Origin of the sequence: Amycolatopsis sp. DSM 110486 (assembly GCF_019468465.1) — a bacterium.
Classification (GTDB): Bacteria; Actinomycetota; Actinomycetes; order Mycobacteriales; family Pseudonocardiaceae; genus Amycolatopsis.
Genome location: NZ_CP080519.1, coordinates 4213502 through 4240455 on the forward strand (window position 1 = coordinate 4213502; position 26954 = coordinate 4240455).

Genomic DNA, 26954 nt, shown 5'->3' on the forward strand with positions numbered 1-26954 from the left:
AGCGCACCGAACGCCACATTGGGGGAGTCGGACTAGGAGCGGGTGGTTGTTGGGCCAGCAGCACCTCGAGGCAGCGTTGCCGGTCGGGGTTGACCCCCGACGGCACGCGCGCGCTCTCGCCCGTCTCCACGAAGCCACCATCGCCGGCGAAGCGCTGCCCAGCGCGCCGCGTTCGGTGATCAGCGAGTCCTGGTCCCGCGTACAGCGGCTCGGCATCGACCCGGACCGCGGCGCGTCCTCGCCGATCCTAGACGCCGTCGAGCTCGAAGAACGCCGCCGCGAAAGCGGCCTCGCCCCGCTGCTGCCGATACTGCGCGGCGGCCTGCTCAGCCTGGCCGAGCAGGCCGCGCACATCATGGTGATCGTCGACGCCGCCGGCCACGTCCTCTGGCGCGACGGCTCGGTTCCCGTCCGCCGCCGCGCCGATCGCCTCGGCTTCGTGGAGGGCGTCGACTGGCAGGAAGAAGCCGTCGGCACCAACGCCATCGGCACGGCGCTCGTGGCTCGCCGGCCGGTGCAGGTCTACTCCGCCGAGCACTACGTCCGCGCCCAGCACGACTGGACCTGTGCCGCCGCCCCGCTGCACGATCCCCGCGACGGCCGGCTCCTCGGCGTCGTCGACCTCTCCGGCTCCGCCTCGACGGTCCACGCCACCACCCTCGCCCTCGTCGACGCCGTCGGCCGCCTTGCCGAATCCCAGCTGCGCACCACGCACCTGACCGACCTCGAACGCCTGCGTGGCATCGCGGTTCCTTTGCTGGCCAAGGTTTCCGGCCGCGCGCTGGTGACCGATCAGCACGGCTGGATCGCCACCACCACTCCCTCCGCGATCTCTGCCGCCACCGGCCTCGCGGCCGCCGGCCGGCTGCCGTTGCCCGTGTCCGTGGGACCCGGCCCGCTGTGGCTGCCCGCCCACGGTCACTGCGTGGTCGAACCACTGCCCGGCGGCTGGCTCATTCGCATGACCGACTCCGAAGCCGCTCCGCCGACCCGGGTTTCCCTCGACCTGCGCATCCCCGGCGAACCGGTGCTCACGGTTTACGGCTCCGCGAGCGAATGGACCCACCGCGTCTCCCCGCGTCACGCACAGCTCCTGTACGCCCTCGCCGCCCACCGAAACGGCTGCAGCGCTTCACAACTCTCGTCAGAGTTGTTCGGCGACGCGACGCGCACGGTCACCGTCCGCGCCGAGGTTTCGCGGCTGCGGCGGATCGTCGGCGGGATCATCGTCGGGCGGCCGTACCGGTTCGCCGACAACCTCGAAGTCGTCGTGCACGGATCGGCCGTCGCGGGCTAGTTTTGGTGCGCGAAGCGCTGGCACGCGCGGGTTGCCCCGCGTACGCGCAACCACCATTGGTGTGAGTGATCTTTCTTGCCCGCGTGGCAAGCGGCGATGGTGTGCACCATGACCAAGCGAACATCGGTGCGGCAGCGCCGGGTCTCCGCGGAGCTGCGGGCCTTGCGGATCAAGGCGAACCTCACGTGCAGAGAGGTTTCCGAGGGCCTCGGCTTCTCGGAGAGCAAGATCAGCCGCATGGAGACCGGCGACCGCGGCCTCTACGTGGACGACGTCTCCGCCATCCTCGGCTTCTTGCACGCACCAACGGAAAAGCGCCAAGAGCTGCTGAAGCTGTTGCGCGACGGCGAGGAGCGCAACTGGCACGAGATCCACGGCAAGCTGCCACCCACCTGGAAGGAACTGATCCGCTTCGAGGACGACGCGCTGCGGATCAAGAACTACGAGCCGCTGGTGATCCCCGGCCTGGCGCAGACGCCGGACTATGCGCGGGCGGTCATTCACGCGACAAACCCGAGCTTGACCGAGTCCGATGTCGAGGGACTCGTCGCGGCGCGATTGGCTCGGCAGCTGGTTCTCAGTCGGCGAGATGCACCCGAAGTCCATCTGCTGGTTGAGGAAACGGCAGTCCGCCGCATAATCGGCGACTCAGAAGTGATGCGGCTGCAACTGGAGTCCTTGCTCGCTATCAACAATCGCAGCTGTGTCACGATGCAGGTTGTGCCCTTCAGCGCAGGCGGGCACCCCGGCCTCGAAGGGCCGCTCGTGATCCTCGAGTTTCGCGATGAGCCGACTCTCACCCATGCGGAAACCCGCAGCGCCACCAGCTTTATCGAGGATGAGGAGCCAGTTGCCCGTGCTAGGCTCGGCTGGCGTGGGATTCTTGCCGCGGCTTTGTCACCCGAGGATTCCGCCGGGCTGATTTCCACGGTGATCGACAAGATGACCGCATCCTAGGAGCACGCACGATGATCGCCCCGAACCCAGTCCAGGCAACTTGGCGCAAGAGCTCCTACAGCACTTCGCAGTCCAACTGTGTTGAGGTTGGCGGGTGGCAGAAGAGTTCCTTCAGCACTGACCAGGCCAACTGTGTCGAGGTCACTGCCACCCCGTCGATCGAGATCGGCGTGCGGGACACGAAGGACCGTGGTGCGGGTCACCTCACCGTTTCGGCTGAAGCGTGGACCGCGTTCTTGGCCGCTGCCGGGCGCTGATCGAGATCACGTGCTGGTGACACCTTCCGGGTGAGGTTCGCCCGGCTCTCCGCGACCGGCTACCTTCTGCGGGTGGCGTACGGGGAGGATCGGGGATGACCAGCACGGTGACGCGGCCGGAGACGTCTGCGGGCACTGGCGGTACGGGTGCTTCCGCGCCCCCGCCTGAGGAACCGGAAGGCCGCAGCGGCATCGCGGGCTTGCTGGAGCTGCCGGGCCAGGCGGTGCGCGCGATCGTGAGATCGGCGGCGACGACGCCGGGCCGTCTTTCGGTGATCGCCGTGGGATTGGTGTTGCTGTCGCTGGTGGCGGGGCTTGTGGGCACGCTGTCGGCGCAGGACAAAGACGACACCATCTCCGGCCTGATCAGCTACCGCGAACCGCTCGCGGCGGCGGCGCAGCAGGTGTTCCGCTCGCTGTCCGACGCGGACGCGACGGCGGCGACCACGTTCCTGTCGGTGGGCACCGAGCCGCCGGAGCTTCGCAAGAAGTACGAGCAGGACATCGCGGAGGCGGGTTCGGCGTTGGCGAAGGCCGCGTCGGACACCGCCGATGTGGGTGACGCCGCTCACCAGGTGGACATCCTGAACCAGAAGATCCCCGTGTACACCGGGATCGTCGAGACGGCGCGCGCGAACAACCGTCAGGGCTTCCCCTCGGGTGCTTCGTACCTTCGCGAGGCTTCCCAGCTGATGCGGACGACGATCCTGCCCGCGGCTGAAGCGCTGTACCGCGCGGACACCGACAAGCTTTCCGCCGAGCAGGACGACAGCACCGGTTTCCCGTGGGCGGCCGTCGCGCTGTTGCTCGCGCTGGTGGCGGCGTTGGTCGTCACGCAGGTGTACCTCACGCGCAAGACCAACCGCGTGGTCAACATCGGCCTGCTGGTGGCGACGGCGTGCATCGTGCTGTCGATGCTGTGGGGCGCCGTGGCGCTCGTCGTGCAGGGCAGTCTGGTCGGCGCGGGCAAGACCGACGGCAGCTCGCAGGTCGACGTGCTCGCCCGCGCGCGCATCGCCGCCCTGCAGGCCCGCGCCGACGAGACGTTGACCCTGGTCGCCCGCGGCGACGGCGGCACGTACGAACAGCAGTTCATCAAGCTCGCCGAGCAGCTGGTCGGCGCCGACGGCGCGGGCGGCCTGCTGGGCCAGGCCCGCGACCTCGCCGCCGGCACCCCCGGCCAGCAGAAGATCGAGGCCGCCGAAGAAGCCGCCCGTGAGTGGTCACTGGCCCACCTGGAAGTCCGCAAACTCGACGACTCCGGCCAGTACCAGCAGGCCGTCGACTTCGCGACCTCCGTCAGCCAGGGCAGCGCCGCGGCCGCCTTCGCGCGCCTCGACGCCAACCTCCAGGACGCCATCGAAGTCTGCCGCCAGGAATTCCTGGACGACACCCAGGCCGGCGACAACGCGTTGACGGCGTTGGCCCCCGGCGTGGGCTTCCTCGCGGTGCTCGCCGCCGGCGGCGTGACGGTCGGCGTCCGCGAACGCCTCCGGGAGTACCGGTGACCCCGGCTCCCTCCCCGACGTCCTCCGCACGGCCGGCGGCTGCCGTGTCGTGCGCTCGGCGGGGTTCGGCGTCGGTTGACGGCGCCCACAGCATGAGACGGAGATCGGCGACAGCGGGCATCGTGACCTGCGGACGGCGGAGATTGAGGGAGTACCGGTGATTCGGTCGCGTCACTTGTTCCGGGCGGCCGCACTGGCGGTGGTCGCGGTATTGGCCACCGCGTGCGGCTCGGCACTTCAGCCGATCGACCCGGCTCCGGTGAGTGACGCGGCCTGGCCGATGCCCGCGGACGTCGGCGGGCCCGACGCCTCCGCCGGTGGCTCGTCCGACTCCAGCTGCGACCCCACCGCCAGCCTTTCTCCCGCCGGCGCCTCCGTCAGCTCGCCTTCGGTCGCGAAGATCAAGGCCCGCGGCAAGCTCATCGCGGGCGTCGACCAGACCACGTACCTGTTCGGCTTCCGGAATCCCAAGTCGGGCAACCTCGAGGGCTTCGACATCGACATGGTCAACCAGATCGCCGCCGCGATCTTCGGCTCGGCCGAGGGCCACGTGCAGTTCCGGGCGATCGCGTCGTCGCAACGTGAGCAGGTGCTGAAGGACCACCAGGTCGACATCGTCGTCCGCACCTACTCGATCACGTGCGCGCGCCTGAAGGACGTGGCCTTCTCGTCGGTCTACTACGTCGCCGGCCAGAAGATCCTGGTCCCCAAGGCCTCCAACGCCGAATCCTTGTCTGATTTGAAGGGCAAACGCGTCTGCGCCACCAAACAGTCGACTTCGTTGGCCAAAATCGCCACCGACCCGGCCCACCCCACGGCCATCTCGGTCGACAACTGGTCCGACTGCCTCATCATGCTCCAGCAGCACCAGGTCGACGCCGTCTCCACCGACGACACCATCCTCGCGGGCATGGCCGCCCAAGACCCCACCGTCAAGGTCGCCGGCGCGCCCATGACCACGGAGAACTACGGCATCGGCATCCCCAAGGACCAACCGGACCTCGTCCGCTACGTCAACTCGGTCCTCGAAACCACCCGCACCAACGGCACGTGGCAATCCAGCTACCAGAAATGGGTCGGCGCCCGCCTGGGCCCGGCCACGCCCCCTTCGCCGAACTACAAGTAGTCCGATCGAGTGGCGCACCCTTCCGCCACGGCCGTCTCGCGCGAACGGCCCCTTGGCGCCGCGCACGCCCGCGCGACTGGACCGCTCGCGCCGTTTCGGCCGTGCGAGGGGACCGCTCGCGCCGCTCTCACCTCGCGAGGGGACCGTTCAGACCGCCGCCGGTGCGTGAGGGGACCGCTCGCGCCGTTTCGGCCGTGCGACTGGACCGCTCGCGCCGCTCTCACCTCGCGAGGGGACCGTTCAGACCACCGCCGCTGCGCGACTGGACCTCTCGCACCGGTTTCGGCCGCGCGACTGGACCGCTCGCGCCGCACCAACCAAGCGAGGGGACCGCTTGCACCGGTTCGGCCGTCCGACTGGACCGCTCGCGCCGCACCAACCAAGCGAGGGGACCGCTTGCGCCGCTCCAATCTCGCGAGGGGACCGTTCAGACCGCCGCGGCCGCGCGACTGGACCTCTCGCATCGGTGCCCGTGCGTGAGGGGACCGCTCGCGCCGTATCAACCTCGCGAGGGGACCGTACGGACCGCCGCCGCTGCGTGACTGGACCTTTCGCGCCGCGGCGGCCGCGCGACTGGGCCGTTCGCGGCGGCGCGCGCGAGTGGACCGGTCGTCCCGAATCCGTGCGCGAATGGTCCAGTCGCGCCGGTTCCCAGCTCCGCAGGCGGTTCCGTCGGCCAAGCGTCGGTGCGCGGCAGGTCCCTTCGGGCGGACCTGAGGCGTCCGGACCCCCGCGCCGTGGTGCCCGACTAGGATCAATGAGGGACTTTTTCCGCGGGGATCTCGGGAGGTAGTTGTGTCGGAGGAGCCGCGCCGTCCTCGGCATGCCGCGCCGGACGAGAAAGCGGGCGCCGAGCCGCCCTCGTGGACTCCGCCGCCGCCGGTCCGCTGGGACACGCCGGAGCCGTCGGTGTCCGGGCGCCTCGACCCGGCCGCTCGGCCGGATCCCGAGTCGCCGACCGTGATCAACACCCCGGTCTACCGTCAGCAGACTCCGGCGCAAGGTGTGCAGCAGCCGCAGTACCCGGGGCAGCCGTACCAAGGTGGTCCGGGCCAGCAGCCGCAGGGCGGCCCGGTTCAGTCGCAAGGCCAGCAGCCGCCGGGCGCTCCGGGCCAGCAGCAAGGCCAACCCGGCTCGGGCCAGATGCAGGGTCCAGGCCAGCAGGGCCAGCCCGGCTACCCCCAGCCTCCGTACGGCCAGCAGCCTCCGTCGCAAAGCCAGCCCTACCCGCCGCACCCGCAATCCCCGCAGTCCCCATCCCGCGCGTACCCGCAGACTCCGGGCTACCCGCCCCAGTCCCACACGGGCCAGCAACGCCACCCCGCCCGCCCCGGCACCCAGGGCCAGCCCTACCCCGGCTCCCAGTACGCCCCCGGCCGCCCGGCTCCGGAGCAGTCCAACCGCGTCGCCGAGCCCGGCTCGAACCCCGGCACCTCGTCCCAGCCCGGCCGCCCGGCGGACCCAGGCGCGACCGGCACCCCGAACCAGGGCACTTCCTCGCAGCCCAACCGCGCCGCCGACCCGAGCGCGACCGGCGCCCAAAACCCGGGCACCTTCACGCAGTCCGGCCGCCCCGCCGACCCCGCCCAAAACCCGGGCACCTCCGCACAGCCCAGCCGCACCCCCGACTCCACCGCGATCCCCTGGAAGCAAGTCCAGCCAGGAGCCCGCGCCCCCGAGTCCGACACCCCGAACCAGGCCGGCTCCGCCCAGCAGCCTTCCGAGACCCAGCCCGGAAACCGCAGCAGCGAAGCCACGGACCCGAACCAGGCCACCTTCACCGGCCGCCAGCCCTCCGAGCAGGCCAACCGCGTCGCCGAACCGACCGCAACCGACGACCCGGCGCAGCACCAAGACCCGGCACAGCAACAAGACTCGGCCCGCACCGAAAACCCCGAAGCCAAGCCAGAAGACCCCACCCGCCCCCCGGGCGACCTGGCTCCGGTCATCCTCCCGCAGTCCCAGCAGCCGGTCGCCCCCGTCGACCCCGCCGCGCCGATGCCCACCAGCGTCCTCGCGAACCCGAGCCCCGGTACGCAGAGCATCATGCCGCCGTCGCCGCGCCTCCAACCGCAGGAATCCCTGCCGGACCCGGGCACGGACAGCGTCGTCGCCGCGAGCCGCAGCGAAGGCCACGGCACGGGCACCCGCAGCGAAGGGACCGGCACCGGCAGCGGCTCCCAGGGCAGCGGCACCGGCTCGTTCCCCGGCACCTCCCGGCGCACCGGCTCCCGCACCTCCAGCCGACGTTCCCGCCGCGGCCGCCTCGGCGCCGGCCTCATCGACGTCCCGCCCGTGCCGTACCGCGATCCCGCGACGGCCGTGCTCGCGAACCCCGTCGTCTCCGAGGAAAAGCGTTTCTGCGGCAACTGCGGCTCGAAAGTCGGCCGCGCCAAGGACGGTAAGCCCGCCAACCCCGAAGGCAAGTGCGACAACTGCGGCACGTCCTTCTCGTTCCTGCCGAAGCTGCAGCCCAACGAGCTCGTCGGCGGTCAGTACGAAGTGCTCGGCGCTCTCGCGTACGGCGGCCTCGGCTGGATCTACCTCGCGCAGGACCACAACGTCTCCGACCGGTGGGTCGTCCTCAAGGGCTTGATTGACACGGGCGACGCGACCGCCATGGCCGCCGCCGCCAACGAGATGCGGTTCCTCGCCGAGGTCGAGCACCCGAACATCGTCAAGATCCACAACTTCGTGCAGCACCCGGACGCGCAGACCGGCACGTCCGTCGGCTACATCGTGATGGAGTACGTCGGCGGCCAGTCGCTGCGCCAGCTCGCCCTGCAGCACCACCGGGAGAGCAAGCGGCCCGAGCCGTTGCCGATCGGGCAGGTCATCGCGTACGGCCTCGAGATCCTCCCCGCCCTCGGCTACCTCCACAGCCAGGGCCTGCTCTACTGCGACCTCAAGCCCGACAACGTCATCCAGACCCACGAGCAGCTCAAGCTGATCGACCTGGGTGCCGTCCGGCGGCTCGACGACTACGAGAGCCCGCTGTTCTTCACCACCGGCTACAGCGCGCCCGAGCTGGCGACGCAGGGTGCGTCGATTTCGAGCGATCTCTACACCGTCGGCCGCACGCTCGCCGTGCTGAGCTTCGAGTTCCAGGGCTACACCACGAAGTTCAAGTCGACGCTGCCCGGCCCCGACGCCGTGCCGCTGTTCGCGCTTTTCGGTTCGTACTACCGCTTCCTCAAGCGCGCGACGCATGTCGACCCGGACCGCCGCTTCCTCGCCGCCGAGGACATGGCCGACCAGCTCACGGGCGTGCTGCGCGAGATCATGGCGCTCGGCACGGGCAAACCGCGGCCCGCCGCGTCGACGGTCTTCGGGCCTGAGAGCCGCACGTTCGGCGTGCACCTCGTCGTCCCCGAAGCCGGCACGACCGTGCCGTTGCCCGAGCCCGCCGAGGTCGTCGCCGGCCTGCCGATCCCGCAGGTTGATACCGATGACCCCGCGGCCGGCGTCCTGGCGACCACCACCGCGCTCGACCCGCGCGAAGCCATCGAAGCCCTCGCCGGCGCGCCGCGCGAGTCCATCGAGGTGCGCCTGCGCATCGTCCGCGCACGCATTGAGCTCGGCGAGTTCGTGGAAGCCCAGCGTCAGCTCCAGGCGGCCCAGTATCTGGCCATCCGCAACGGTTTCCCGCACGACTGGCGCATCGACTGGTACCGCGGCCTGATCGAGCTGGCCGGCGCCCGCCCGCGCGTCGCGCACGTCGCCTTCGAAGCCGTCTACGACGACCTCCCTGGCGAAATCGCCCCCAAGCTGGCGCTCGCCGTCAGCGCGGAGGGCGTCGGCGACTACTTCGGCGCCGCGCGCTACTACGAGCTCGTCTGGCGCACCGACCGCACCTACGTGAGCGCCGCCTTCGGCCTCGCCCGCGTGTACTTGGCCCAGGGCGCCCGAGCCAGCGCCGTCGAGGTCTTGGAGATGGTCCCCGCCACCTCCACGCACTACCTCGACGCCCAGGTCGCCGCCATCAAGATCAAAACCCAATCCAGCGCCGCCTCGGAGCAGTCCCGCATCTCCGAACAGGACCTCCTCGACGCCTCCCTGCGCCTCGAACGCCTCAACCTCGACGCCGAACGCCGAACCCGCCTGTCCGCCGAAGTCCTCGAAGCCGCGTACGACTGGCTTCGCACGCCCTCCGCGCCTTCCCCGGCCGAGACCTCGAAGGTCCTCGGGTACGCGCTGGAGGAGCGGGATGTGCGGTTCGGTTTGGAGCGGTGTTACCGCACGTTGGCTCGGTTGGCGGGGACTACGGAGGACCGGGTAGCGCTGGTGGACCGAGCCAACTCGATCCGTCCGCGGACGTTCACGTAGGCCGCTCCCCGGGGCTTGAATGGCGCCTGGTAATCACTCGTCCGGGTTGTGGACAACTACCCCTCAACCCGCTCTCACCAGGCTTTTTGTCGGTGGGGGCCGATAGAATGGACTCGGGGACGCCCCCCTCGGGAGGGCGGGGGCCTGTCCAGGCCGGGCCCAGGGGGCAAAGGAGCAGAGCCGACCCAACCGTCCGGCTCCACTCCAGCCCCCAGCCATCCCCAGCACCAACCCGAAGTCACAGGCTGCGCGCGTTGATGTCCCCGTACTCCGTCGTCGCCTCGATGGTCAGGTCCGCCAGACCACCGGCGTTCTGCAGCGAGTTCCGGACCCGTCCGTACGACGTCCCCGCGTCCAGCGAAGCCGAGACGCCCGGAGCGGCACCCACCGACACATCGCCGGCCGACGTCCGGAGCACAACCGACCCGCGCACGGCCTCCGCGATGTCGATGTTTCCCTTACCCGTCGTGATCGAAGCCGGGCCGTTCAGCCGGCCGACCGAGACATCACCGGCCTGAGTGGACAGTCGCACGCCGGCCGCCTCGTCGAGCTTGATCGCGCCGTGCGAGCCCTCGAACGAAACTTCGCCCAGCCGGCCCACGCCGCGGAAGTCGGCGCTCGCGGCCGAGGCGGAGACGCGCGAGTCGGCGGGCAGCTGCACGGTCACCTCGACCGAGCCCGACGCGCCCAGCATCTGGTTCTTCGCCGTGGCTTCGATCCGGAGCACGCCGTCCGCGAAGGAGACCGTGGTCTGCTCCGCGACCTTCACGTCGCGGGCCTTCGAAGCGTCCGCCGGCCGGACCTCGACGGCGGTGTCGGCGCGGTCCGCGGCGATGAACTGAACGCGCCCCGCGGGAATGGTGACGAAGGCGGAGATCGGGGCGGTGGTGGTGAACTTCTGCATCTGGATCAGCTCCTGTGCTCGTTGTTTCCGACATGAGAAACGCTACGTTGCGTTCAAGAATCAGGCAACAAATCCGTTGCACGGGAACAAGAAAAGACCAGCTCAAAGCCGCGCAATCATTGCAATGGAGCAAAATCTAACGCAACACAGCCGTTGCAATGAACCATAATAAAAGCTACGCTGAAGACCCAGCAAGCAACACGAGGGAGAAGAGATGCCCGGCGGCCGACTCACCCAGCAAGAGCGCCAGCAGATCGCCCTGGGCCTCGCCGACAGCCTCGCCTACGCGGAAATCGCCCGCCGCCTCGACCGCCCCACGTCGACCATCACCCGCGAGGTCATGCGCAACGGCGGCCCCACCTCGTATCGCGCCGACCTGGCTCACCACGCCACCGAGCACCGCACCCGGCGCCGGAAGAAGACAGCAGCGCCCCTGAGTCAAGAAGCCCCGCAACCCCACGGCCGCGACGCCGAAGCCGTCCGCGAGTACGAGGAGACCTTCACCGTCCTCCTCATGCAATCCGGCCTCCCCCGGATGGCCGCCCGCGTCCTGACCCGCCTCTACATCAGCGACGAAGGCAGCGTCACCGCCGCCGAGCTCGTCCGCCACCTGCAGGTCAGCCCGGCGTCCGTCTCCAAGGCCGTCTCACTCCTCGACGGCCTGGGCCTTCTCAGCAGAGAGCGCGACGAGCGCCGCCGCGAGCGCTACGTCGCCGACAACGACGTCTGGTACCAGTCCGTCCTCGCCAGCGCGCGCGCCAACGCCCAGCTCGCCGAGACCGCGCGCCAGGGCGTCGCGATCCTCGGCCGCGACACCCCCGCGGCCGCGCGCCTGGAGAACATCGCCCGGTTTGTCGATTTCGTCGGCGAGAGCATCGCCCGCGCCGCGGAGCAGGCCCGCGAAATCCTGTACGCGAAACCCGAGGTCAGGGATTGATCTCCCACTCCTGACCGTCCTGCGCGCGACGCTGCTTCTCGCGCGCGTCGGCCAGCTTCTGCAACGCCGCCGGGTCACCGTGCGTCGTGAAATGCTCGAACCCGACCGCCACGAACAGGGCGCGCGCGGTCACGGCGACCGGCCCGTCGGGCGCGTCGAGGTGACCGTCAGCGGAAACGTAGATCTTGCGCCCCGCCGTGCCGTCCAGGCGGGTCTCGATGTGCAGCGTCGAGCCGACGGGCACGGGCCGGCGGAAGTCTGTCTCGAGCTTGCCGGTCACGGCCGGGCGCCGCAGCAGGTTGCCGACCGCGCTGCCCAGGGCCTCGTCGAACGCGCATGCCAGCAGCCCGCCGTGCGCGAGGCCGGGCGCTCCCTGGTGGGCGGGCGTGACGGTGAACTTCGAGAGCACTGTGTGCCCTTCGCCGACGATCGAACGCAGGCGCAGGCCCGCGTCCACCTCGTCGCCGCAGCCGAAACACTCGTCGAAATGCACGCCGAGCTCGGTGCCGGCCGCGGGGGCCTTCGGGTGCACAGCGGGTGGCTCCACGGACACCGGCGGCCACGGTCCAGAAACACGACTCATGCGCTGACGTTAACCCGCGAGTAGCCGTTCGCGGTACGCGGCCTGACCTGCGGCGCGCGTTTTCCTAAGCGCACAGTAGTCGGAAAATTCCGTACGGTAGAACTTTCGCGTCTCACGCTGCCGATTAATCCCAGCCGGACAACACTCGGGAAATGAGCTGCATCGGAGCTACTGGGTCGCGTGCGAGGAGGTCGTCGCGGGGATGAGCGAGGCAACGGCGAAAACACCGGACGTGGATCCGAGAACCGTCAAACGGGCAGTCCTCGCGTCGGCGATGGGTAACGCCACCGAGTGGTACGACTACGGCGTCTTCACCTCGGGCGCCATCGCCACGAGCATCGGCACGGTCTTCTTCCCCGGCGAGGGCAACGCAGTGCTGAAGTCGCTCGCGCTGGTCGCGGTTGGGTTCATCGTGCGGCCGTTCGGCGGGGCGTTCTTCGGCCCGCTGGGCGACAAACTGGGGCGGCAGAAGGTTCTCGCGATCACCATTCTGCTGATGTCGGGCTGTACGTTCCTGGTCGGCGTGCTGCCGACCTACGCGGGCCCATACAGCATGGGCATCGCGGCACCGATCGCGATCTTGTTGCTGCGCTTGATCCAGGGCTTCTCCACGGGCGGTGAGTACGGCGGCGCGGCAACGTTCATCGCCGAGTACGCACCGACGAAACGCCGTGGATTCTTCGGATCGTTCCTGGAACTGGGGACCCTGAGCGGCTACGTGCTGGGCAACGTCGTCGTGCTCGCGGTCACGCTTTCCCTGCCGGCCGACCAGGTCGAGGCGTGGGCGTGGCGGATCCCGTTCTTCGTCGCGCTGCCGCTGGGCCTCATCGGTCTGTACCTGCGCTCGAAGCTCGAGGACACGCCGGAGTTCAAGCGGCTCGAGGCTTCCGGCAACAAGCCGAAGAAGGCGCCGCTGAAGGAGACCTTCACCCGCAACTGGCGGATGATCCTCAACCTCATCGGCATCGTGCTGCTGCTGAACATCGCGGACTACATGCTGCTCACGACCATGCCGACGTACTTCACGGATACGTTGAAGATCAACGACAACACGTCCACGTTGATCATCATCGGCGTGGAGATCGTGCAGGCCGCGATCATCCTGCCGCTGGGCGCTTTGTCCGACCGCATCGGGCGAAAACCGTTGCTGATCACCGCCGCGATCGGGTTCCTGGTGCTGAGCTGGCCGAGCATCAAGCTGATGCAGTCGGGCAGCATCCTGTGGCTGATCGTCGGGTTCGGCATCGTCGCGTTCCTGCTGGTGCTGATGCTGGCCGTGATTGGCTCGACGTTCCCGGCGATGTTCCCGACCCGCGTGCGCTACGGCTCGTTCGCGATCGGCTACAACATCTCGACGTCGCTGTTCGGTGGTACGTGTGGTGTCGTCGTGACGGCCCTGATCCAGAGCACGGGCAACAAGGACTGGCCGGCGTACTACCTGATGATCGCCGCCGTGATCGCGCTGGTGCCGATCTTCAAGATCCCGGAGACTTCGCAGGTGCCGATCGAGCAGATCGACACCGCGGACACGGGTGGCAAGCTGGCGGGTGCGGCTCGCTGAGTTCGGGTTTGTTTGTTTCGCGGCCCGTCCCCCCTTGTGCTGGGGGACGGGCCGCTTTTATTTCTACTGCGTCTACTGTGGACAGCTCGTGGGCTGCTCCGCTCAGCGAACCTCGGCAACCTCGACCGGGCGAGGAGCAGCGAAACGCTTGCGCGCCCAAGTCGCCAACCCACCGGCGACCACAACAGCTACTACGGTTTCGATCATGAGTGCGGCGAACACCATTTTTGCTTCCTCCTCGAGTTCTCGGGCCGGCTCGCTCTTGGTTCGACCGGCTGAGCACGGATGTCGGCGGCCTTCGTCGACCACCACAGGAAACATCGCCACAAGGCGCCCGGATATTTCGCCGAAAACCCACTTGGCCGGGGTGACGTCGGCCACCCTGGTTGTGGGGCGGTAACTGTGGTCTGAACAGGGGATTGGTGCCTCACTGAGTGAGAGGTCTGGGCCGCTGGTGGCTCGGCTTTGCCGCCCGAACGCCTCGTCTGCTGGTACGACCGGTCCCCCTCGCACCGCACGGCTCGACGCGACCGGTCCCCTCGCGGCGCTGACGTGGTTCGACCAGTCCAGTCGCGGCGCGAACGCGGTTCGAAAGGTCCAGTCGCGTGGTGGTTGTGGCTCGACCGGTCCGTTCGTGCCGGGTGGGTGGCGGTCCGTTGGGGCTGGGAGCCGTGCACGACTGGTCCACTCGTGCAGCGGCGGTGGCTCGATGGGTCCGGTCGTGCGACGGGCGCGGCACGAGTGGTCCACTCGCGCGGATCGGCCGGGCCCAGCGGTCCACTCGTGCGGGGGTGGCGGTGTCTCAGCGCGTTGTGGCGACCGGTGGTGCGCTGACATGCGTGGGGACCGTGGTGGCCGACGGGGGCAGACGGACCGGCGTGCGGGGGAAAGACGGAAGGGACTCCGGCGGCTGGCCCGGGGCTTGGACCGCCGAGCGGGTCGGCGTCGGGTTGCCGGGCGGAGCGGTCGTGTCGGCGGTGGGTGGGGTGGTCGGCAGGGAGCTCGACGGCGAAGGCGTCGGCGCGAGGGTCGACAAGCCGGGGCCGGCGGGCTGGACGGGCGTCGGCGGGCCGTGGTGGCCGGCGGCGAAGCTCACGGCCAGGCCGGCCACCACGAGGACCGCCGCGGTGGCCACGGAGCTGCCGGCCACGGCCAGGCGCTTGCGGCGGCGTCGGATGCGGGCGCCGTCGTTGATGACGTCGGTTGCCGAGAGGGTGAGGGGTGGGCCGTCCGGGAGGGTGGAGAACAGGGCGCGGACGTCGGTGTCGGAGGTCGGGTCGGAGCTGGTGTCGGCATTCGAGTCGAGGGCGAAGTTGCGGTTCGAGCCCGAGCCCGAGCCCGAGCCGAAGTCGCGATCCGAGCTTGAGTCGAAGTCGCGGCCAGAGCGGGAGCCGCCCGAGCCGCCATTGGCAGAGCCGCCCGAGCCCGTCAAGTCACCGCCGAAGCCGCCAGATCCGCCCGAGCGCGAGCCGAAGTCGCCCGGGCCGAAGCCGTCAGAGCCTCCCGGCCCACGCCCAAAGCCGTCGGCACCACCAAAATCACGGTTCACCGGAACAGTCACCTCCCTCCAGGAACAGCCACAGCCACGAAGTGCGGCCCCAGCCGGTTGCGCAAAGTGGCCAAGCCTCGGGCGGCCTGGCTCTTCACCGTGCCGGTGCTGCAGCCGAGGGCGGCGGCTGTCTCGTCGACGGACAGGTCCTCGAAGTACCGCAGCACCAGCACGGCGCGTTGACGGGGCGCCAGCACCGCGAGGGCCTGGCGCACCAGCATGTCGTGTTCGGTTTCGGCGTCCGTGGTGGGGACGTCGGGTGGAGCGTCGGTCAGGCGCTCCCGCTTCCAGCGGCTGCGGCGGTTCTCGGCGAGGAACGTGCGCAGCACGATCTTGCGCGCGTACGCGTCCAGGCTGTCGTGCCGCGACAGGCGCGGCCACGCGAGGTACAGCTTCAACAGCGAGGCCTGCGTGAGGTCCTCGGCGCGGTGCCAGTCGCCGCACAACAAGTACGCCGTGGCCCGCAGGCTGTGCGCGCGCTCGCCGAAGTACCGGGCGAACTCGCCGTCCCACGGCGAGCTCGGCCCGGACACCGGACGGGAGCGGGAGATCACCTGCGCGATCAGCCCCAGATGTCCGGCAGGTTCAGGTCGCCGGTCGGCCCCGCGGGGATCGCCGTCGGCACGCGCACGCCGCTCGGCGCCCGCACACCCGGAGCCTGCGCCGGCATCCGCGTCGGCACCGCGGTCGGGGGCGCGACCTCGGTCGGACGCTGCGTCGGCAACGCCGGCCGCGTCGTAGCCGACGGCGGCTCCTGGGCCGGCAACGTCGGCTGCGTCGCGGCCGTCGGCGGCGCCGGCTGCGCGAACGCCACCGCCCCGCCCGTCAGGGCACCCCCGGCCAGCAGCAACGCACCGACACTCAACGCGAAACGAATACGCAAAACAGCTCCTCAGGCTCACGGGCACCCCGGTCGGCGGCGCCTCTTCTGCCGCTAGTCATGCCGCCGGCGCCGCACCGGGTTGCATCGAGTTCGCCAAGTTTTTCCCGCACCCCCCGCCGGCGTTCGCACCCCGTCCCACGACGCACCCCGCCAACGCCCGGCACCCTCGCCGACGCTCCACCAAGCCGGACGTCCACGCTGCCTGCCGAGGCCCGCTGCCCCCGCCGGGCACGGTGGTCTAACCACGCGCGGCCTGGCTGCGGGTCTTGGAGGGGTCGCGGCGTCGCGGATTGGCGCCGCGCCTCCGCCGTGAGGCTCGACCCGGAGCGCAACTCATGCGAGTTGGCCGCCGCTGCCCGCTGTCCCGCCGGGCACCGTGGTCGAACCACGCGCGGCCTGGCTGCGGGTCTCGGAGAGGTCGCGGCGTCGCGGATTGGCGCCGCGCCTCCGCCGTGAGGCTCGACCCGGAGCGCAACCCATGCGAGTTGGCCGCCGGCACCCGCTGTCCCGCCAGGCACCGTGGTCGAACCAAATGCGGCCCGCCCCGCGACCGGCAGCAGGACCGAGCCCCACGCTGGGTCGCAAGGCCTTGCCGGAGGTCCAATCCCGACTTGCTGTGACTCGCGGCCGCGTGCCCAGCGCCGAGTCGCGAACCGGGCCCACCCCGACCAGACCGCAAACGCTTGCGCCCCACCAAACAACCCCCACCAAACAACCCCCACCAACGACAAACGGCCGGAGGCACCAACCCCCGGCCGTTCACCGCGCACCTTGAACTCACACCGCGGACAACTTGCTCCACTCAGCCCAGTCATAAGTCCAGTCGCTGTAGTCGCCGTCCTTCGACGTGAGCGTCTGGGTGCTGCCCGTGATCTCCACCGGGTCGCCAGGCAACACGCTGTCGTAGTAGATCTTCGCGTTCGCCGGGGACAGGTTGAGGCAGCCGTGGGAGATGTTCTTCTTGCCCTGCGCCCAGACGGAGCCCGCGAGGCCGTGGATGAACTCGCCGTTGTTGGAGATGCGGACGGCCCACGGGACGTTCACGTCGGTGTAGCCGTAGCGCGGGTTGCTCATCGAGTACGTCGCGTGCTTCGACATCACCACGTGCACGCCGCTGTGGGTGACGCGGCCCGGGTCGGAGTCGAGGCCGTAGCTGACCGGGAAGTCCATCACCTGCTTGCCGTCGCGGATGACCTGCATGCGGTGCTGCGTGGTGTTGCCCTTGACGATCTGCGAGCGCCCGATCTTGAAGCTCGCGGAGATGTCCTGGCGCCCGTACGTGCCGTTGCCCATGGAGACGCCGTAGATGTTCGCGTTGACCTTCACCTCGGTGCCCGGCGCGAAGTACTCCTTCGGACGCCAGTGCGCGGAGGTGTCGCCGTTGAGCCAGGCCCACGAGCCCTCGGTCTTCGGCGTGGTCTCCACCGACAGCGCCTTCTCCACGGACGCCTTGTCCTTCACAGCGCTCGAGAATGTCAGCGCGATCGGCATCGCGATGCCGTACGTCTGGCCGTCGCCGACGTTCAGGCTGCCCGCCATCTGCCGGCGCGGCTTCACGGTGGTGAAGGCGCCGCTGATCTGCACCGGCTTGCCGTCGCTGCCGGTCGCCTGGCCGGACCACGTGTAGGTCTTGCTGTAGCCGAGGTCCTCGGTGGTGGCCCAGCTCTTCTTGTCCGCCGACGGCTGGCCCTGCACCTGCTTGCCGTCCGGGTTCGTCAGCGTGACGGAGTCGAGCGTGCCGTCCGCGACGGTCACCTTCACCGGATCGCCCGGCGCCACGTCCTTGGCGTTGGCCGCGGGCGCGAGCGTGAGAGTGGCCGGCTTGGCGACCGGCGCGGCCTTCGTCGGGCCCCCGCCCGTGTTGCCGCTGGCGCTCACGGTGGTCGGATCGCTGCTGCACGCACCGAGCGTGAGCGCGGCGACGACCCCCAGAACCGCGATGCCCGCTCTACGGCGCGCGAAGTGTCGGATAGTCACACCGATCCCCAATCTCCCCGGGACAACCCCAACCACCCAGACGTCCCGAAGGGCCCGAACGTTGATCGATTGGATAGTGACCAACGTCACACCAACCTCGCGAAGCTCACGTACGGGGCCCAGGCGACTTCAGGACGTGCACGGTGATGTCCGGCGCGGCCGTGCGCGATCAGCCTAACCGGATGGACCGACCGCGCTGCGTAGGCGGCGATACGACGTTCCGGTGACGTGCGAGTCTGTGAACCGATCTGCGAGATCACGGGCTTCAGATTTGGCCAGATCTCGGTAGGCTGCTGAGCAGGCCGTCGTTTTGCGTGTTCGTGGCTTCACACTCGCGGAACTTCTGACGCGAGCCGTGGGGCCCGACAGCTCTTCGCTCGACTCGTTGGAACCGCCCGGGACGGCCTGGGGTGCCGCTTCGGTGGCATTCGAAGCGGATCTGTTACGAGGAGTACAGCGGTGGCGCAAGGCACTGTGAAGTGGTTCAACGCGGAGAAGGGCTTCGGCTTCATCGCTCAGGACGGCGGTGAGGGTGACGTGTTCGTGCACTACTCGGAGATCGACGGGCGCGGATTCCGCACCCTCGAGGAGAACCAGCGAGTGGAGTTCGAGGTCGGCCAGGGCCAGAAGGGCCCGCAGGCCCAGAAGGTCCGCCCGATCTGAGACAAGCCCAACGCGTTTGTTCAGGCCTGAGTAAGGAACTCCCGGTGAGTCACTCGCCGGGAGTTCCTTTTTTTCGTGACAAGTTGTTGTGTGACACCGTTTTGTTGACACAGCGTGGTTTCACTGACACAGCGTGACGTCCGGTCATGGAAAAGCCCCCGGCGCTGGTGCGCCGAGGGCTTTCTCGCCTGCGTTCGTCGCGCTTCGATCAGCGGGGGAGAAGCGGTTCGTCGAAGGAACCCTGGGGGAAGCTGAACTCGTCGGTCATCGCGTCGGAGTGCCGGCGCTCCTGCGCCGACGCGGCCTGGCCCTCCCAGGAGAGGCGTTCCAGGATCCACTCCATCGCCAGCGCCTGAGGGGAAATGTCGCGCTCGTTGGCGATGTCCTTGAGCTGCTGGCTCGCGATGAGGTTCATGCGCAGCTGGTAGACCTGCGCCTCACCGAAGCGCTTGCCGGTCCCGGTGCTTTCGGGGTCGGAGTCCGGAGCGAGAGCCGCGAGGTAGCTGGTGAGCTCCTGGTCCTCGACGACTTCTTCGCCCGCCGACTTGGCGGCGTTGCGGTGCCGTCCGGACGAGACGGCCTTGAGGTTCGTACGGCTGCCGAGGCGGCCGAGTGAGGGAAGAGGCACCCGAACACGATAACGGTTGGGTCTCGGCAAACAAACGACTGTGAGACACGACACAAGCAATTCGGTCGCTCATTGAGCCTATTCGATCACCTGATCAGCCCAACGGTAAACGCTGTTCAATAACCGTCTGTGGATGTGCTGTTCACGCCTTGCGCAAGGCGAGTTTCAGCAGGTCGCCACGCAAAAGTGCGGAAATGGAGAGACCCCCGCGCCAGGGGGAGGAACGCGGGGGTCGGAGGGGATCTCCACAGGCGCTGACCGGGGGTGTGTCAGCACCATCGATTGTTGCACGAGTTTCGGGCTTGGGCGAGTGGAACCCGTGAGAAATCCACACTCCGGTTCACATTCACGATCTTGTGAATGTGTTCGGCGATTGCACAGGGTTGTGCGGAGAGTGTTCCCAGGTTCACTCTCCGGGGGGCTGCCTGTGGCGCTTCGCTCTGGCTAGCCTCGCGGCCAGTTGTTCAGAACCGGGCGGAGGGGCCATGAGCGGGTCTGTGGAAGTTCGACAGTTCCTCCTTCGGTACGAAGGTGCCGATGGCGGAAGCACGTCGCTGACCGGCGGCGGCGTGCCGACACAACGCGGGGCCACCGACGGCCAACGCGTCTCCGACGATCAAGTGCGGCGAGCCCGCCTTGCCGTCGCCAACGGCGCACTGGGGGTCGACGACTGCTCCCAGCTGTTGGAGATGCTCGGCCTCGATCTCGACGAGGGTGGACAGGCGCCGGTTCAGCGCTGAGGTCTGTCGTCGGTTGGGATCGGGATTGCTCGGAGTGGCTCGACGGCTCGGCGTGGGCTGTCGTGTGACTTGTTGACGGTTCTCGAGGCGCCGGCTCTTCGGCGCCCGAGGATCGGGGTTGATCGCTTCGCCTGCTTCGCGGCCGGCGCGAGCTTGATCGACGCCCGGTGGGGCCGACCTTCGGCTTGGCCGCCTCGCTGGTGCTGTTGTTGCAGGTCATGGGCTTGCCGGAGGGTTAGTCACCCCCCGGTGTAAAGCGGTGGGGGCGTGCCCTATGCTTGTAATCGCTCCCGGGGGAACCTGAGAGCGCAGTCGGTCGGTTCGCCGAAACCGGCTGGGCTCCCATCGTTCAGTGGCCTAGGACTCCGCCCTTTCAAGGCGGCAACGCGGGTTCGAATCCCGTTGGGAGTACGCAGTACAAGCTAGACGCAGTACCAGTAAGGCCCTGTGGCGCAGTTGGTTAGCGCGTCGCCCTGTCACGGCGAAGGTCGCGGGTTCGAGTCCCGTCAGGGTCGCAAGATCGTTCGGCTACTAGCCGGCGTTCCCGGCCAGGTAGCTCAGTTGGTACGAGCGTCCGCCTGAAAAGCGGAAGGTCGCCGGTTCGACCCCGGCCCTGGCCACGCTCGAAGAAGCCGTCTTGACTCACGTCAAGGCGGCTTTCTTGTTTTCCGGGACCGAACTCGGCGCGCGTGGCACCAACGCCAGGTCGACGATCGCCGGCATGGTCGCGGGGATGTCGCGGTGGAAGCGGCTTGTGCTGCCCCGACGCGACGCGACATCCCCGATGATCGTGCTACTGGCTGCGTTTCGGTCCGGCCTCCGGCGTTGTCGTGATCACAGCCGGTCGGCGAGGGTTTTCGCCAAGGTCACGTAGCCGTCGCGGTAACTGTCGTTGACGGGCGCGGCCAAGGAGAACATGGCGATGCGAGTCACACTGTGGCTCGGCACGGCGACCGTGATCGCGGTGCCGTTGTCCTTGCTGAGGCAGTAGACCGCGGCTTCGGTGAGCGACTGCGGTTTGTCGGCGCAGAGCTCGGTGGCCGTTTCCAGCGCCTTCTCCTGCGGGAGCTTTGTCGGCAGGGGGAGAACCGCGAGATCCGCCAGGTGGGAACCGGGGTCGTCGGCGCGGTTGTACTCGCAGGCGTAGGCGGTGAACCCGTACCCGGTTGGTTTCGGGGATAGTTCCCTGCTGTCGTAGATGTTCGGGTCCTCGATCGCCTTCGCGATCTCCTGTGGGCCCAGATACGGACATGCCGCAGTCACTTTGGCCGGTGACACCGCCGGCACGAACGGCGCCGGAGGAGGAGTACTCGAACTGGCGCTCGTGATGGGCGCAGGACTGCTGCTGGAGGCGGCCGCCACCACCGCTCCGCTCCCACCGTTCGAACACCCCGCGGCAGCCGCCGCCACGAAGGCGACGGCGATGAATCTTCGAGACAAACGCATGCACCGAATCCTGCCGGGCTTTCCCGGAATTCCCGCTCTCGGTGATCCACTCGTGATCACACGGAGTGATCTGTTCGCGGGATTTATCCACTGTGTGTGAATAACTTTGCGCCATGCCCCTCACGCCCCGTTCCAGGCCTGACGGGCTCTGAGCAGCCTTGCCTAGGACTGAAACCGGAATGTCGCCGGTTCGACCCCGGCCCTGGCTACAGCCCAGAACCGCCTCGACTTCGGTCGGGACGGTTTCTCGTTTCCGGGGCCGATCAGGACTCTGGGCGAATTCGACCTCTGATCTGCGGAAACGTTCGCGAGCTCGGGCTTTGCGAGTGATGTGGCCCCTGAAGATGCTCCGCTCGCCGCATTCGTGACGCGTCCAAGACTGGGCCATCTGATCGAACATTTGTTCGATCCCTTGTTGCGCGCGTGCGTGATCCGCGAGGCTGGCTGAATGGGGGGATGCCGTGCCGTCGAGGACGGCCGGTGGTGGTGCGGTCCTCCCGTGTTGTCCTAATGGGAGGGAACCCTTGCGAATGCTGAGATCCGGGTTGGTCGCGCTTGCCACGGCCGCCGTCGTCGCTTCAGTCACGCTCGTGGCGGTGGCCACGCCCGCAGCCGCGGAAGCGGCCTGCACCTACGTCGCCGAGCCTCTCGTGCTGCCTTCGGGTGTTACGAGTGCGCTCGTGTCGGCGACCGACGGGACCACCACTTTTGCCGGTCGGAGTATTACCAGTGGCCGACAACAGTTGATCCTCTGGCATGACGGCGTTCCGGAAGGGCTGCCCTCCCCGAGCGGATCGCTGGCTCTGACGGGGATCAACGCGGCGGGTGACGTGGTCGGTGAGCGCTCCGGCGAGGCCGGGACTGGTTCGCCGCTGTGGTACCACGCCGGAGCGTTTCAGCCGGCTTCGGTGTTCGGAGGCGAATCCCCGAGTCTCAACGGGATCAACGGCGCCGGTGACATCGTCGGCCTGATCTCGCGCGCCGGTGCTGCGAAGGTCGCAGTGTGGCGGGCCGGGCACCAGGCGGACCCGCCGGTCGTCCTGTCGACTCCGGACGGCTTCTTCCCGGCGTTCCCGCAGATCGGTGATGACGGGAGCGTCGCCATTTCCGGCGTGATCGACTCGGCTGCCTACGGGTACGTCTGGGCGCCGGATGGAACTCGTCGAACCCTCACCGTGCCACCCGGCGGAGCCGTTTCGGGGGTGTCGGGCATCCGTGGCCAGCGGATCGTCGGATCCGTTCTGGGATACGGGGCGGTCGAATGGGACCTGTCCGGGGCGTTGCTCTCGACACCGGGGACGCCGACGACCGAGGGGCTCGCGGTGACTTCGACCGGTACGGTCCTGATGAGTTACCGGCAGCCGGGCGAGCAGACCACGTCACCGGTTGTCGTCACTCCTGGCGGGAACTGGCACAACCTGCCCGCCCCGGCCGGCTCTACCCGCGCGGTCGCCGCATCGATCACCGAAGCCGGGGTCGTCGGCGGCGACTACGTTGACTCGGCGACTGGAAAGACGCTGCCCGTACGGTGGACGTGCGTTCCCTGAGACCGATCTGTGAGGCCAAAACCGCCTCGACTTCGGCCGAGGCGGTTTTCTCGTTTCTCCGCGCCGAATACGGCTGGCAGGATGCCGCACGTGACGCAAGACCTCTGGGACGCGCACGCCGCGGAGTTCGACGAGCAGCCGGATCACGGGTTGCGCGATCCGGCCGTGCGGGTGGCGTGGCGGGATCTCCTGCTGCCGCTCATGCCGAAGGAGCCGGCATCTGTGGTCGATCTGGGGTGTGGGACGGGAAGTCTCGCCGTGCTGCTGGCCGAGGCGGGGTACGAGGTGTCCGGAGTGGATCTGTCCCGCAGGATGCTTGAGCTCGCCGAGGCGAAGGCGGCGGCCAAGGAGGTCCACGTCGAGTTCAGGCACGGCGACGCGGCTGACCCACCGTGCGTGGCAGGCGCGTACGACGTGGTCCTCGTCCGGCACGTGCTGTGGGCGATGCCCGATCCCGCCGCCGCGTTGGCGCGCTGGACCGGGCTGCTGCGCCCCGGCGGGCGTCTGGTGCTCGTCGAGGGGCGGTGGTCCACCGGGGCCGGGCTGACGGCGGCGCAGTGCCGGGCACTGGTGCTGGCCCACCGGCGAGAGGCACACGTCAAGAAGCTGGACGACCCGGCGCTGTGGGGCGCGGAGATCGACGACGAGCGGTACGTGGTGATCAGCCGAGCCTGAAGGCGAGCCGTGGCTACGATCGCGTCGCGGAGCTGTCGAGGTGGCGGTTCTACGCCTGCCAGGACGGCTACACCGTCGATCGTTCCGAGACCCGAACGCTCCACCTCGACGTCCGGCGGTACAACGGCGAAGACGCCTTCTCCGACGCCGGCCACCGGTTCGGCAGGCCCTGGGACGACAAGGTCGCCGGGCCCTGGGACCACGCGAACATCCAAGACAGCCAAGCCGACGCAGTGTTCGACAACCTGCGCATCCACCTCGACATCTCCGACGTATCGAACGTGTCGCTCGGCCCGAGAACCGTCGCGGTGACCGCCGGCCTGCTCGGCGCCGTGGTGAACCGGCTGAAGGCCCACTACGGCTGACGCGAGAAAAAACTTCGCGCAGCCATGTCCGGACCACCACCCCGGCTCCGACCACCCGGTGAAACCAACACCGGACCGAAGGAGCCCACCATGAAGTACCTGCTCACCATCAACATGACCCCCGCCGTCTGGGAGAACCTTCCCGAAAGCGCCAAGCAGGACGTGTACGACGGCCACGACGCCTTCATGAAGAACAACGCCGCCGAGTTCGTCGAGACCAAGGCGCTGGCCGCGCCCGACGAGAGCGTCACCGTGCGGGTGCGCGATGGCAAGGCGCGGCAAGAGGCCGGCCTCATCCACGGCAGCGAGACCTTCTTCTGCGGCTTCTACCTCGTCGACGTCCCCACGAAGGAGCGGGCGATCGAGCTCGCCGCGCAGGTTCCGGAGGCGAAGCACACCGCGGTCGAGGTGCGGCCGGTGGTGCACGAGGCTTGATCTGCACCGCGGTGGAGGTAGCGCCCTGGTCGCCATGACCGGGGAGTGGAACACCGCCGCAGTGGACGTCGACGCGTGCCTCGAGCGGGTCGGACGCCCGCGCCGGCCACCGTCAGCCGAGGCGCTGAGGGAGTTGGCGCGGGCGCACGTCGAGACGAGCCCGTTCGAGAACGTGGAGAAAAACACGACGCACTGCGAAAGCGCTACTGAGCGAACAGCTCCGCGGCAGGCACCGGCCGACCCAGGTGGTAGCCCTGGGCCTGGTCGCAGCCGAGCTGACGCAGCAGCGCCAGCTCCTCGGCCGTCTCCACGCCCTCCGCCACCACGGTCAAGCCGACGGCGTGCGCCATCGCGATGATGCTCGCGACGATCGCCGCGGCGTCGCGGGAGTCGGCGATGCCGGTGATGAACGAGCGGTCGATCTTCAGCGTGTCGAGGGTCAGGCGGCGCAGCTGTGCCAACGAGGAATAGCCCGTGCCGAAGTCGTCGATCGCGAGCAGTACGCCGAGGGAACGCAGTGCTGCCAGCACTTCCGCGGCGGCGACCTCGTCGCGCATCAGCGCGCTTTCCGTCACCTCCAGGCACAGCGCGGACGGCGGCAGACCCGTCGTTGCCAGGGCGTCGCGCACGGCCGGCACCAGCTGCGGGTCTTCCAGCTGGCGCACGGAAAGGTTCACCTTCAGTGACAGGTCCAGACCGCGAGACGAGCGCAGGGCAGCCACCTCGCGCGTGGTGTCGCGCAGCACGAACTTGCCGATCTCGTTGATCAGCTCGCTTTCCTCGGCCAGCGGGATGAACTCCGCGGGCGAGATCGCGCCGTGGCCGGGATGGGTCCAGCGCAGCAACGCTTCCACGCCCACCATCTCGCCGGTGCGCAGGTCGACCACGGGCTGGTACGCGGGCCAAAGCTGTCCACTGTGGACCGCGTCGCGCAGGTCCTGCTCCATGCGCAGCCGTCGTTGCATGCGTTCGCGCAGCGCGACGTCGAAGAACTCGTACCGCCCGCGGCCGAGGGCTTTCGCTTGGTACATCGCGACATCCGCGTCGCGCAGCAGGTCTTCGGCGCTGCGCTGGTCGCCCGCCGCGACGAGGACGATGCCGATGCTCGCGTTCACGTGGAGCTCGCGACCGTGCACGGAAATGGGCTCCGCCAGCACCGAACGAAGGTGCGCCGCGAGCGAGCGCACCTCGGCGTCGGCCGTGGCCCCGGCCGTGACGACCACGAACTCGTCACCCCCGAAGCGCCCCACCACGTCGACCGCGGCGGTGGCGCGGCGCAGGCGCTCGCCGACGATTCGCAGCACCTGGTCGCCGACGGAGTGGCCGAGGGAATCGTTGATGATCTTGAACTTGTCGAGGTCGAGGAACAGCACCGTGGTCGGGCTGACGCGGTCGCGGCGATCGAGCCGGTCGAGCACGAGTGTGCGGTTGGCCAAGCGCGTCAACGGGTCGTGGGTCGCGTCGTGCGCCAGGCGGGCGCTGATCGCGCGCCGCTCGGTGATGTCGGTGAACGACGTGACCACGGAGACGCCGGCGGGGTCGTCCGGGTTGAGCAGCCGCGACGTCAGCGCCACCCACACGTCACGGCCGTCGGCGCGGCGCAAGCGCAGGACTAGGCCATTCTGCGTGATCCCGGTGCGACGCGTGGAGATCGACGGCAGCTCGTCCTCGGGCAGCCGGTGCCCGGACTCGTCGAAGAGCACGAGAGACGAGCACGGCACGCCGATCAGCTCGTCGGCCGGCACGCCGAGAATGCGGCTCGCCGCGGGGTTCACCGACTCGATCAGGCCTTTCGGGTCCACGACCAGCACGCCTTCGTCGAGCGCGGCGACCACTGTGCGGTAGTGCTGCTCCGCTCGGCGGCGGGCCGTCTCGTCAGCGCACACGAGCACGTGGCCGTCATTCATCTCAGCTGCGGAAACGCGGATCGAGAGCGGAGCCCCTTCGCGATGGTGGTGCGTCTGCTGCACCACGCCTCCCGCGAGCTGGATCGCCGCGGGATCGGGATCGGCGCCGAGCACCTCGCGCGCCGGGCGGCCGACGGCCTCCCCGGCGATCCACCCGTACACGGTCTCGGCCGCGGGGTTCCAGCTCGTGACGATGCCGTCCGCGGTCACCGCCACGATCGCGTCGCTCACCTGCGACACCACAGCGGCCTGCGTGGCGGCGGCCCGGCGCGTGGCGACGTCGCGGATCACGACCTGGATCGCCGACGCGGCCTCGTCGCCGGTGCGCAGCGACACCGTCTCGACGGCGAACGTGCTGCCGTCCACTCGTTTCACGACCGTTTCGACCGGTTCGCCCCCGGGCTTCTCGTCGCGATCGCGTTCGGTCACCACGAAGTCGGTGACCGGCCGGCCCACGACCTCAGTAGTCGACTGCGCGCCGAAGAGATCGAGCGCTGCGGGGTTGGCGTAGGTGATCACGCCGCATTCGTGCACGCAGGTGGCGTCGGCGCTCAGCTCCACGAGCCGCCGGTAGCGTTCGGCCAGCTCCGCGAGCTGCGCCTTGGCTAGGGCGTCGGCCTCCATAGTGCGTCCGGTCCCCCTGTGTCGGCGTGTGGCCCGTCGATTACACCACCAAGGGATCT

At 69.0% G+C, this 26954-nt stretch carries 25 protein-coding genes and 3 tRNA genes; 18 read left to right on the forward strand and 10 right to left on the reverse strand.

The window, feature by feature from the left end:
• The first annotated feature begins 49 nt into the window (after positions 1–49).
• The 6 genes from K1T34_RS20465 (at position 50) to K1T34_RS20490 (ending at position 9471) form a co-directional block, all read left to right on the forward strand.
• A complete protein-coding gene (locus K1T34_RS20465; RefSeq protein WP_220247312.1) occupies positions 50–1297 on the forward strand; it encodes a helix-turn-helix domain-containing protein in 1248 nt (415 codons plus the stop codon).
• Between the two features lie 108 nt (positions 1298–1405).
• Entirely contained in the window at positions 1406–2254 is an 849-nt protein-coding gene (locus K1T34_RS20470) for a helix-turn-helix transcriptional regulator (protein ID WP_220245837.1), read from the forward strand.
• An 11-nt stretch (positions 2255–2265) separates the two neighbouring features.
• A complete protein-coding gene (locus K1T34_RS20475; protein ID WP_220245838.1) occupies positions 2266–2511 on the forward strand; it encodes a DUF397 domain-containing protein in 246 nt (81 codons plus the stop codon).
• A gap of 95 nt (positions 2512–2606) precedes the next feature.
• Entirely contained in the window at positions 2607–4019 is a 1413-nt protein-coding gene (locus K1T34_RS20480; RefSeq protein ID WP_220245839.1) for a hypothetical protein, read from the forward strand.
• Positions 4020–4176: 157 nt separating this feature from the next.
• Positions 4177–5145 carry a glutamate ABC transporter substrate-binding protein gene (locus K1T34_RS20485; protein ID WP_255638613.1) on the forward strand — a complete coding sequence of 323 codons (969 nt, stop codon included), beginning with the start codon at positions 4177–4179 and terminating at the stop codon, positions 5143–5145.
• A 1998-nt stretch (positions 5146–7143) separates the two neighbouring features.
• A complete protein-coding gene (locus tag K1T34_RS20490; protein ID WP_370643829.1) occupies positions 7144–9471 on the forward strand; it encodes a tetratricopeptide repeat protein in 2328 nt (775 codons plus the stop codon).
• 238 nt (positions 9472–9709) lie between these two features.
• Here K1T34_RS20490 and K1T34_RS20495 read toward each other — a convergent pair whose 3' ends face one another.
• Positions 9710–10375 (reverse strand): DUF4097 family beta strand repeat-containing protein, encoded by a 666-nt coding sequence (locus K1T34_RS20495; protein WP_220245840.1) that lies wholly within the window; start codon positions 10373–10375, stop codon positions 9710–9712.
• A gap of 214 nt (positions 10376–10589) precedes the next feature.
• Here K1T34_RS20495 and K1T34_RS20500 point away from each other — a divergent pair, with 214 nt between their 5' ends.
• On the forward strand, positions 10590–11312 hold the full coding sequence (locus K1T34_RS20500) for a helix-turn-helix domain-containing protein (protein WP_220245841.1): 723 nt from the start codon (positions 10590–10592) through the stop codon (positions 11310–11312).
• On the opposite strand, the gene K1T34_RS20505 is transcribed toward K1T34_RS20500, so the two are convergent.
• Complete coding sequence (locus tag K1T34_RS20505; protein ID WP_220245842.1) at positions 11302–11895, reverse strand: PaaI family thioesterase; 594 nt, start codon at positions 11893–11895, stop codon at positions 11302–11304. The genes K1T34_RS20500 and K1T34_RS20505 overlap by 11 nt on opposite strands.
• 202 nt (positions 11896–12097) lie before the next feature.
• Between K1T34_RS20505 and K1T34_RS20510 the strand changes: the two genes are divergently transcribed.
• Complete coding sequence (locus K1T34_RS20510; RefSeq protein WP_255638615.1) at positions 12098–13456, forward strand: MFS transporter; 1359 nt, start codon at positions 12098–12100, stop codon at positions 13454–13456.
• A gap of 102 nt (positions 13457–13558) precedes the next feature.
• Here the strand turns inward: K1T34_RS20510 and K1T34_RS20515 are convergent, their stop codons facing one another.
• From K1T34_RS20515 to K1T34_RS20535, 5 genes are all read right to left on the reverse strand, one after another.
• Entirely contained in the window at positions 13559–13837 is a 279-nt protein-coding gene (locus K1T34_RS20515; protein WP_220245843.1) for a hypothetical protein, read from the reverse strand.
• A 421-nt stretch (positions 13838–14258) separates the two neighbouring features.
• Positions 14259–15005, reverse strand: coding sequence for a hypothetical protein (locus K1T34_RS20520; RefSeq protein ID WP_220245844.1), 747 nt, complete (start codon positions 15003–15005; stop codon positions 14259–14261).
• A gap of 8 nt (positions 15006–15013) precedes the next feature.
• Positions 15014–15559: a SigE family RNA polymerase sigma factor gene (locus tag K1T34_RS20525; RefSeq protein WP_220245845.1), complete on the reverse strand. Its 546-nt coding sequence runs from the start codon at positions 15557–15559 to the stop codon at positions 15014–15016.
• 8 nt (positions 15560–15567) lie between these two features.
• Positions 15568–15888: a hypothetical protein gene (locus tag K1T34_RS20530; RefSeq protein WP_220245846.1), complete on the reverse strand. Its 321-nt coding sequence runs from the start codon at positions 15886–15888 to the stop codon at positions 15568–15570.
• A 777-nt stretch (positions 15889–16665) separates the two neighbouring features.
• Positions 16666–17901: an Ig-like domain-containing protein gene (locus tag K1T34_RS20535; protein ID WP_370643830.1), complete on the reverse strand. Its 1236-nt coding sequence runs from the start codon at positions 17899–17901 to the stop codon at positions 16666–16668.
• A gap of 423 nt (positions 17902–18324) precedes the next feature.
• Between K1T34_RS20535 and K1T34_RS20540 the strand changes: the two genes are divergently transcribed.
• A complete protein-coding gene (locus K1T34_RS20540; protein ID WP_020669570.1) occupies positions 18325–18528 on the forward strand; it encodes a cold-shock protein in 204 nt (67 codons plus the stop codon).
• Positions 18529–18736: 208 nt separating this feature from the next.
• Here the strand turns inward: K1T34_RS20540 and K1T34_RS20545 are convergent, their stop codons facing one another.
• Entirely contained in the window at positions 18737–19156 is a 420-nt protein-coding gene (locus K1T34_RS20545) for a hypothetical protein (protein WP_220245848.1), read from the reverse strand.
• Between the two features lie 485 nt (positions 19157–19641).
• Between K1T34_RS20545 and K1T34_RS20550 the strand changes: the two genes are divergently transcribed.
• The 4 genes from K1T34_RS20550 (at position 19642) to K1T34_RS20565 (ending at position 20516) form a co-directional block, all read left to right on the forward strand.
• Positions 19642–19896: a hypothetical protein gene (locus K1T34_RS20550; RefSeq protein ID WP_220245849.1), complete on the forward strand. Its 255-nt coding sequence runs from the start codon at positions 19642–19644 to the stop codon at positions 19894–19896.
• 338 nt (positions 19897–20234) lie between these two features.
• Positions 20235–20307: transfer RNA gene (locus K1T34_RS20555), tRNA-Glu, on the forward strand.
• A 30-nt stretch (positions 20308–20337) separates the two neighbouring features.
• Positions 20338–20411, forward strand: a tRNA-Asp gene (locus K1T34_RS20560).
• A gap of 31 nt (positions 20412–20442) precedes the next feature.
• Positions 20443–20516: transfer RNA gene (locus K1T34_RS20565), tRNA-Phe, on the forward strand.
• Between the two features lie 214 nt (positions 20517–20730).
• Here K1T34_RS20565 and K1T34_RS20570 read toward each other — a convergent pair.
• Positions 20731–21159 carry a hypothetical protein gene (locus tag K1T34_RS20570; protein ID WP_220245850.1) on the reverse strand — a complete coding sequence of 143 codons (429 nt, stop codon included), beginning with the start codon at positions 21157–21159 and terminating at the stop codon, positions 20731–20733.
• A 1-nt stretch (position 21160) separates the two neighbouring features.
• Between K1T34_RS20570 and K1T34_RS20575 the strand changes: the two genes are divergently transcribed.
• The 5 genes from K1T34_RS20575 to K1T34_RS20595 all read left to right on the forward strand — a co-directional run bounded on the left by K1T34_RS20575 (position 21161) and on the right by K1T34_RS20595 (position 24364).
• A complete protein-coding gene (locus K1T34_RS20575) occupies positions 21161–21442 on the forward strand; it encodes a hypothetical protein (protein ID WP_220245851.1) in 282 nt (93 codons plus the stop codon).
• 580 nt (positions 21443–22022) lie between these two features.
• Positions 22023–22889, forward strand: a complete 867-nt coding sequence (locus K1T34_RS20580) for a hypothetical protein (protein WP_220245852.1) — start codon at positions 22023–22025, stop codon at positions 22887–22889.
• 81 nt (positions 22890–22970) lie between these two features.
• Positions 22971–23564, forward strand: coding sequence for a class I SAM-dependent methyltransferase (locus K1T34_RS20585; protein WP_220245853.1), 594 nt, complete (start codon positions 22971–22973; stop codon positions 23562–23564).
• Complete coding sequence (locus K1T34_RS20590; protein ID WP_220245854.1) at positions 23513–23929, forward strand: hypothetical protein; 417 nt, start codon at positions 23513–23515, stop codon at positions 23927–23929. Before K1T34_RS20585 ends, K1T34_RS20590 begins: the two co-directional genes overlap by 52 nt.
• Before the next feature lie 90 nt (positions 23930–24019).
• Positions 24020–24364 (forward strand): YciI family protein, encoded by a 345-nt coding sequence (locus K1T34_RS20595; protein WP_220245855.1) that lies wholly within the window; start codon positions 24020–24022, stop codon positions 24362–24364.
• Positions 24365–24567: 203 nt separating this feature from the next.
• Here the strand turns inward: K1T34_RS20595 and K1T34_RS20600 are convergent, their stop codons facing one another.
• Positions 24568–26895, reverse strand: a complete 2328-nt coding sequence (locus K1T34_RS20600) for an EAL domain-containing protein (protein WP_220245856.1) — start codon at positions 26893–26895, stop codon at positions 24568–24570.
• Between the last annotated feature and the right edge of the window lie 59 nt (positions 26896–26954).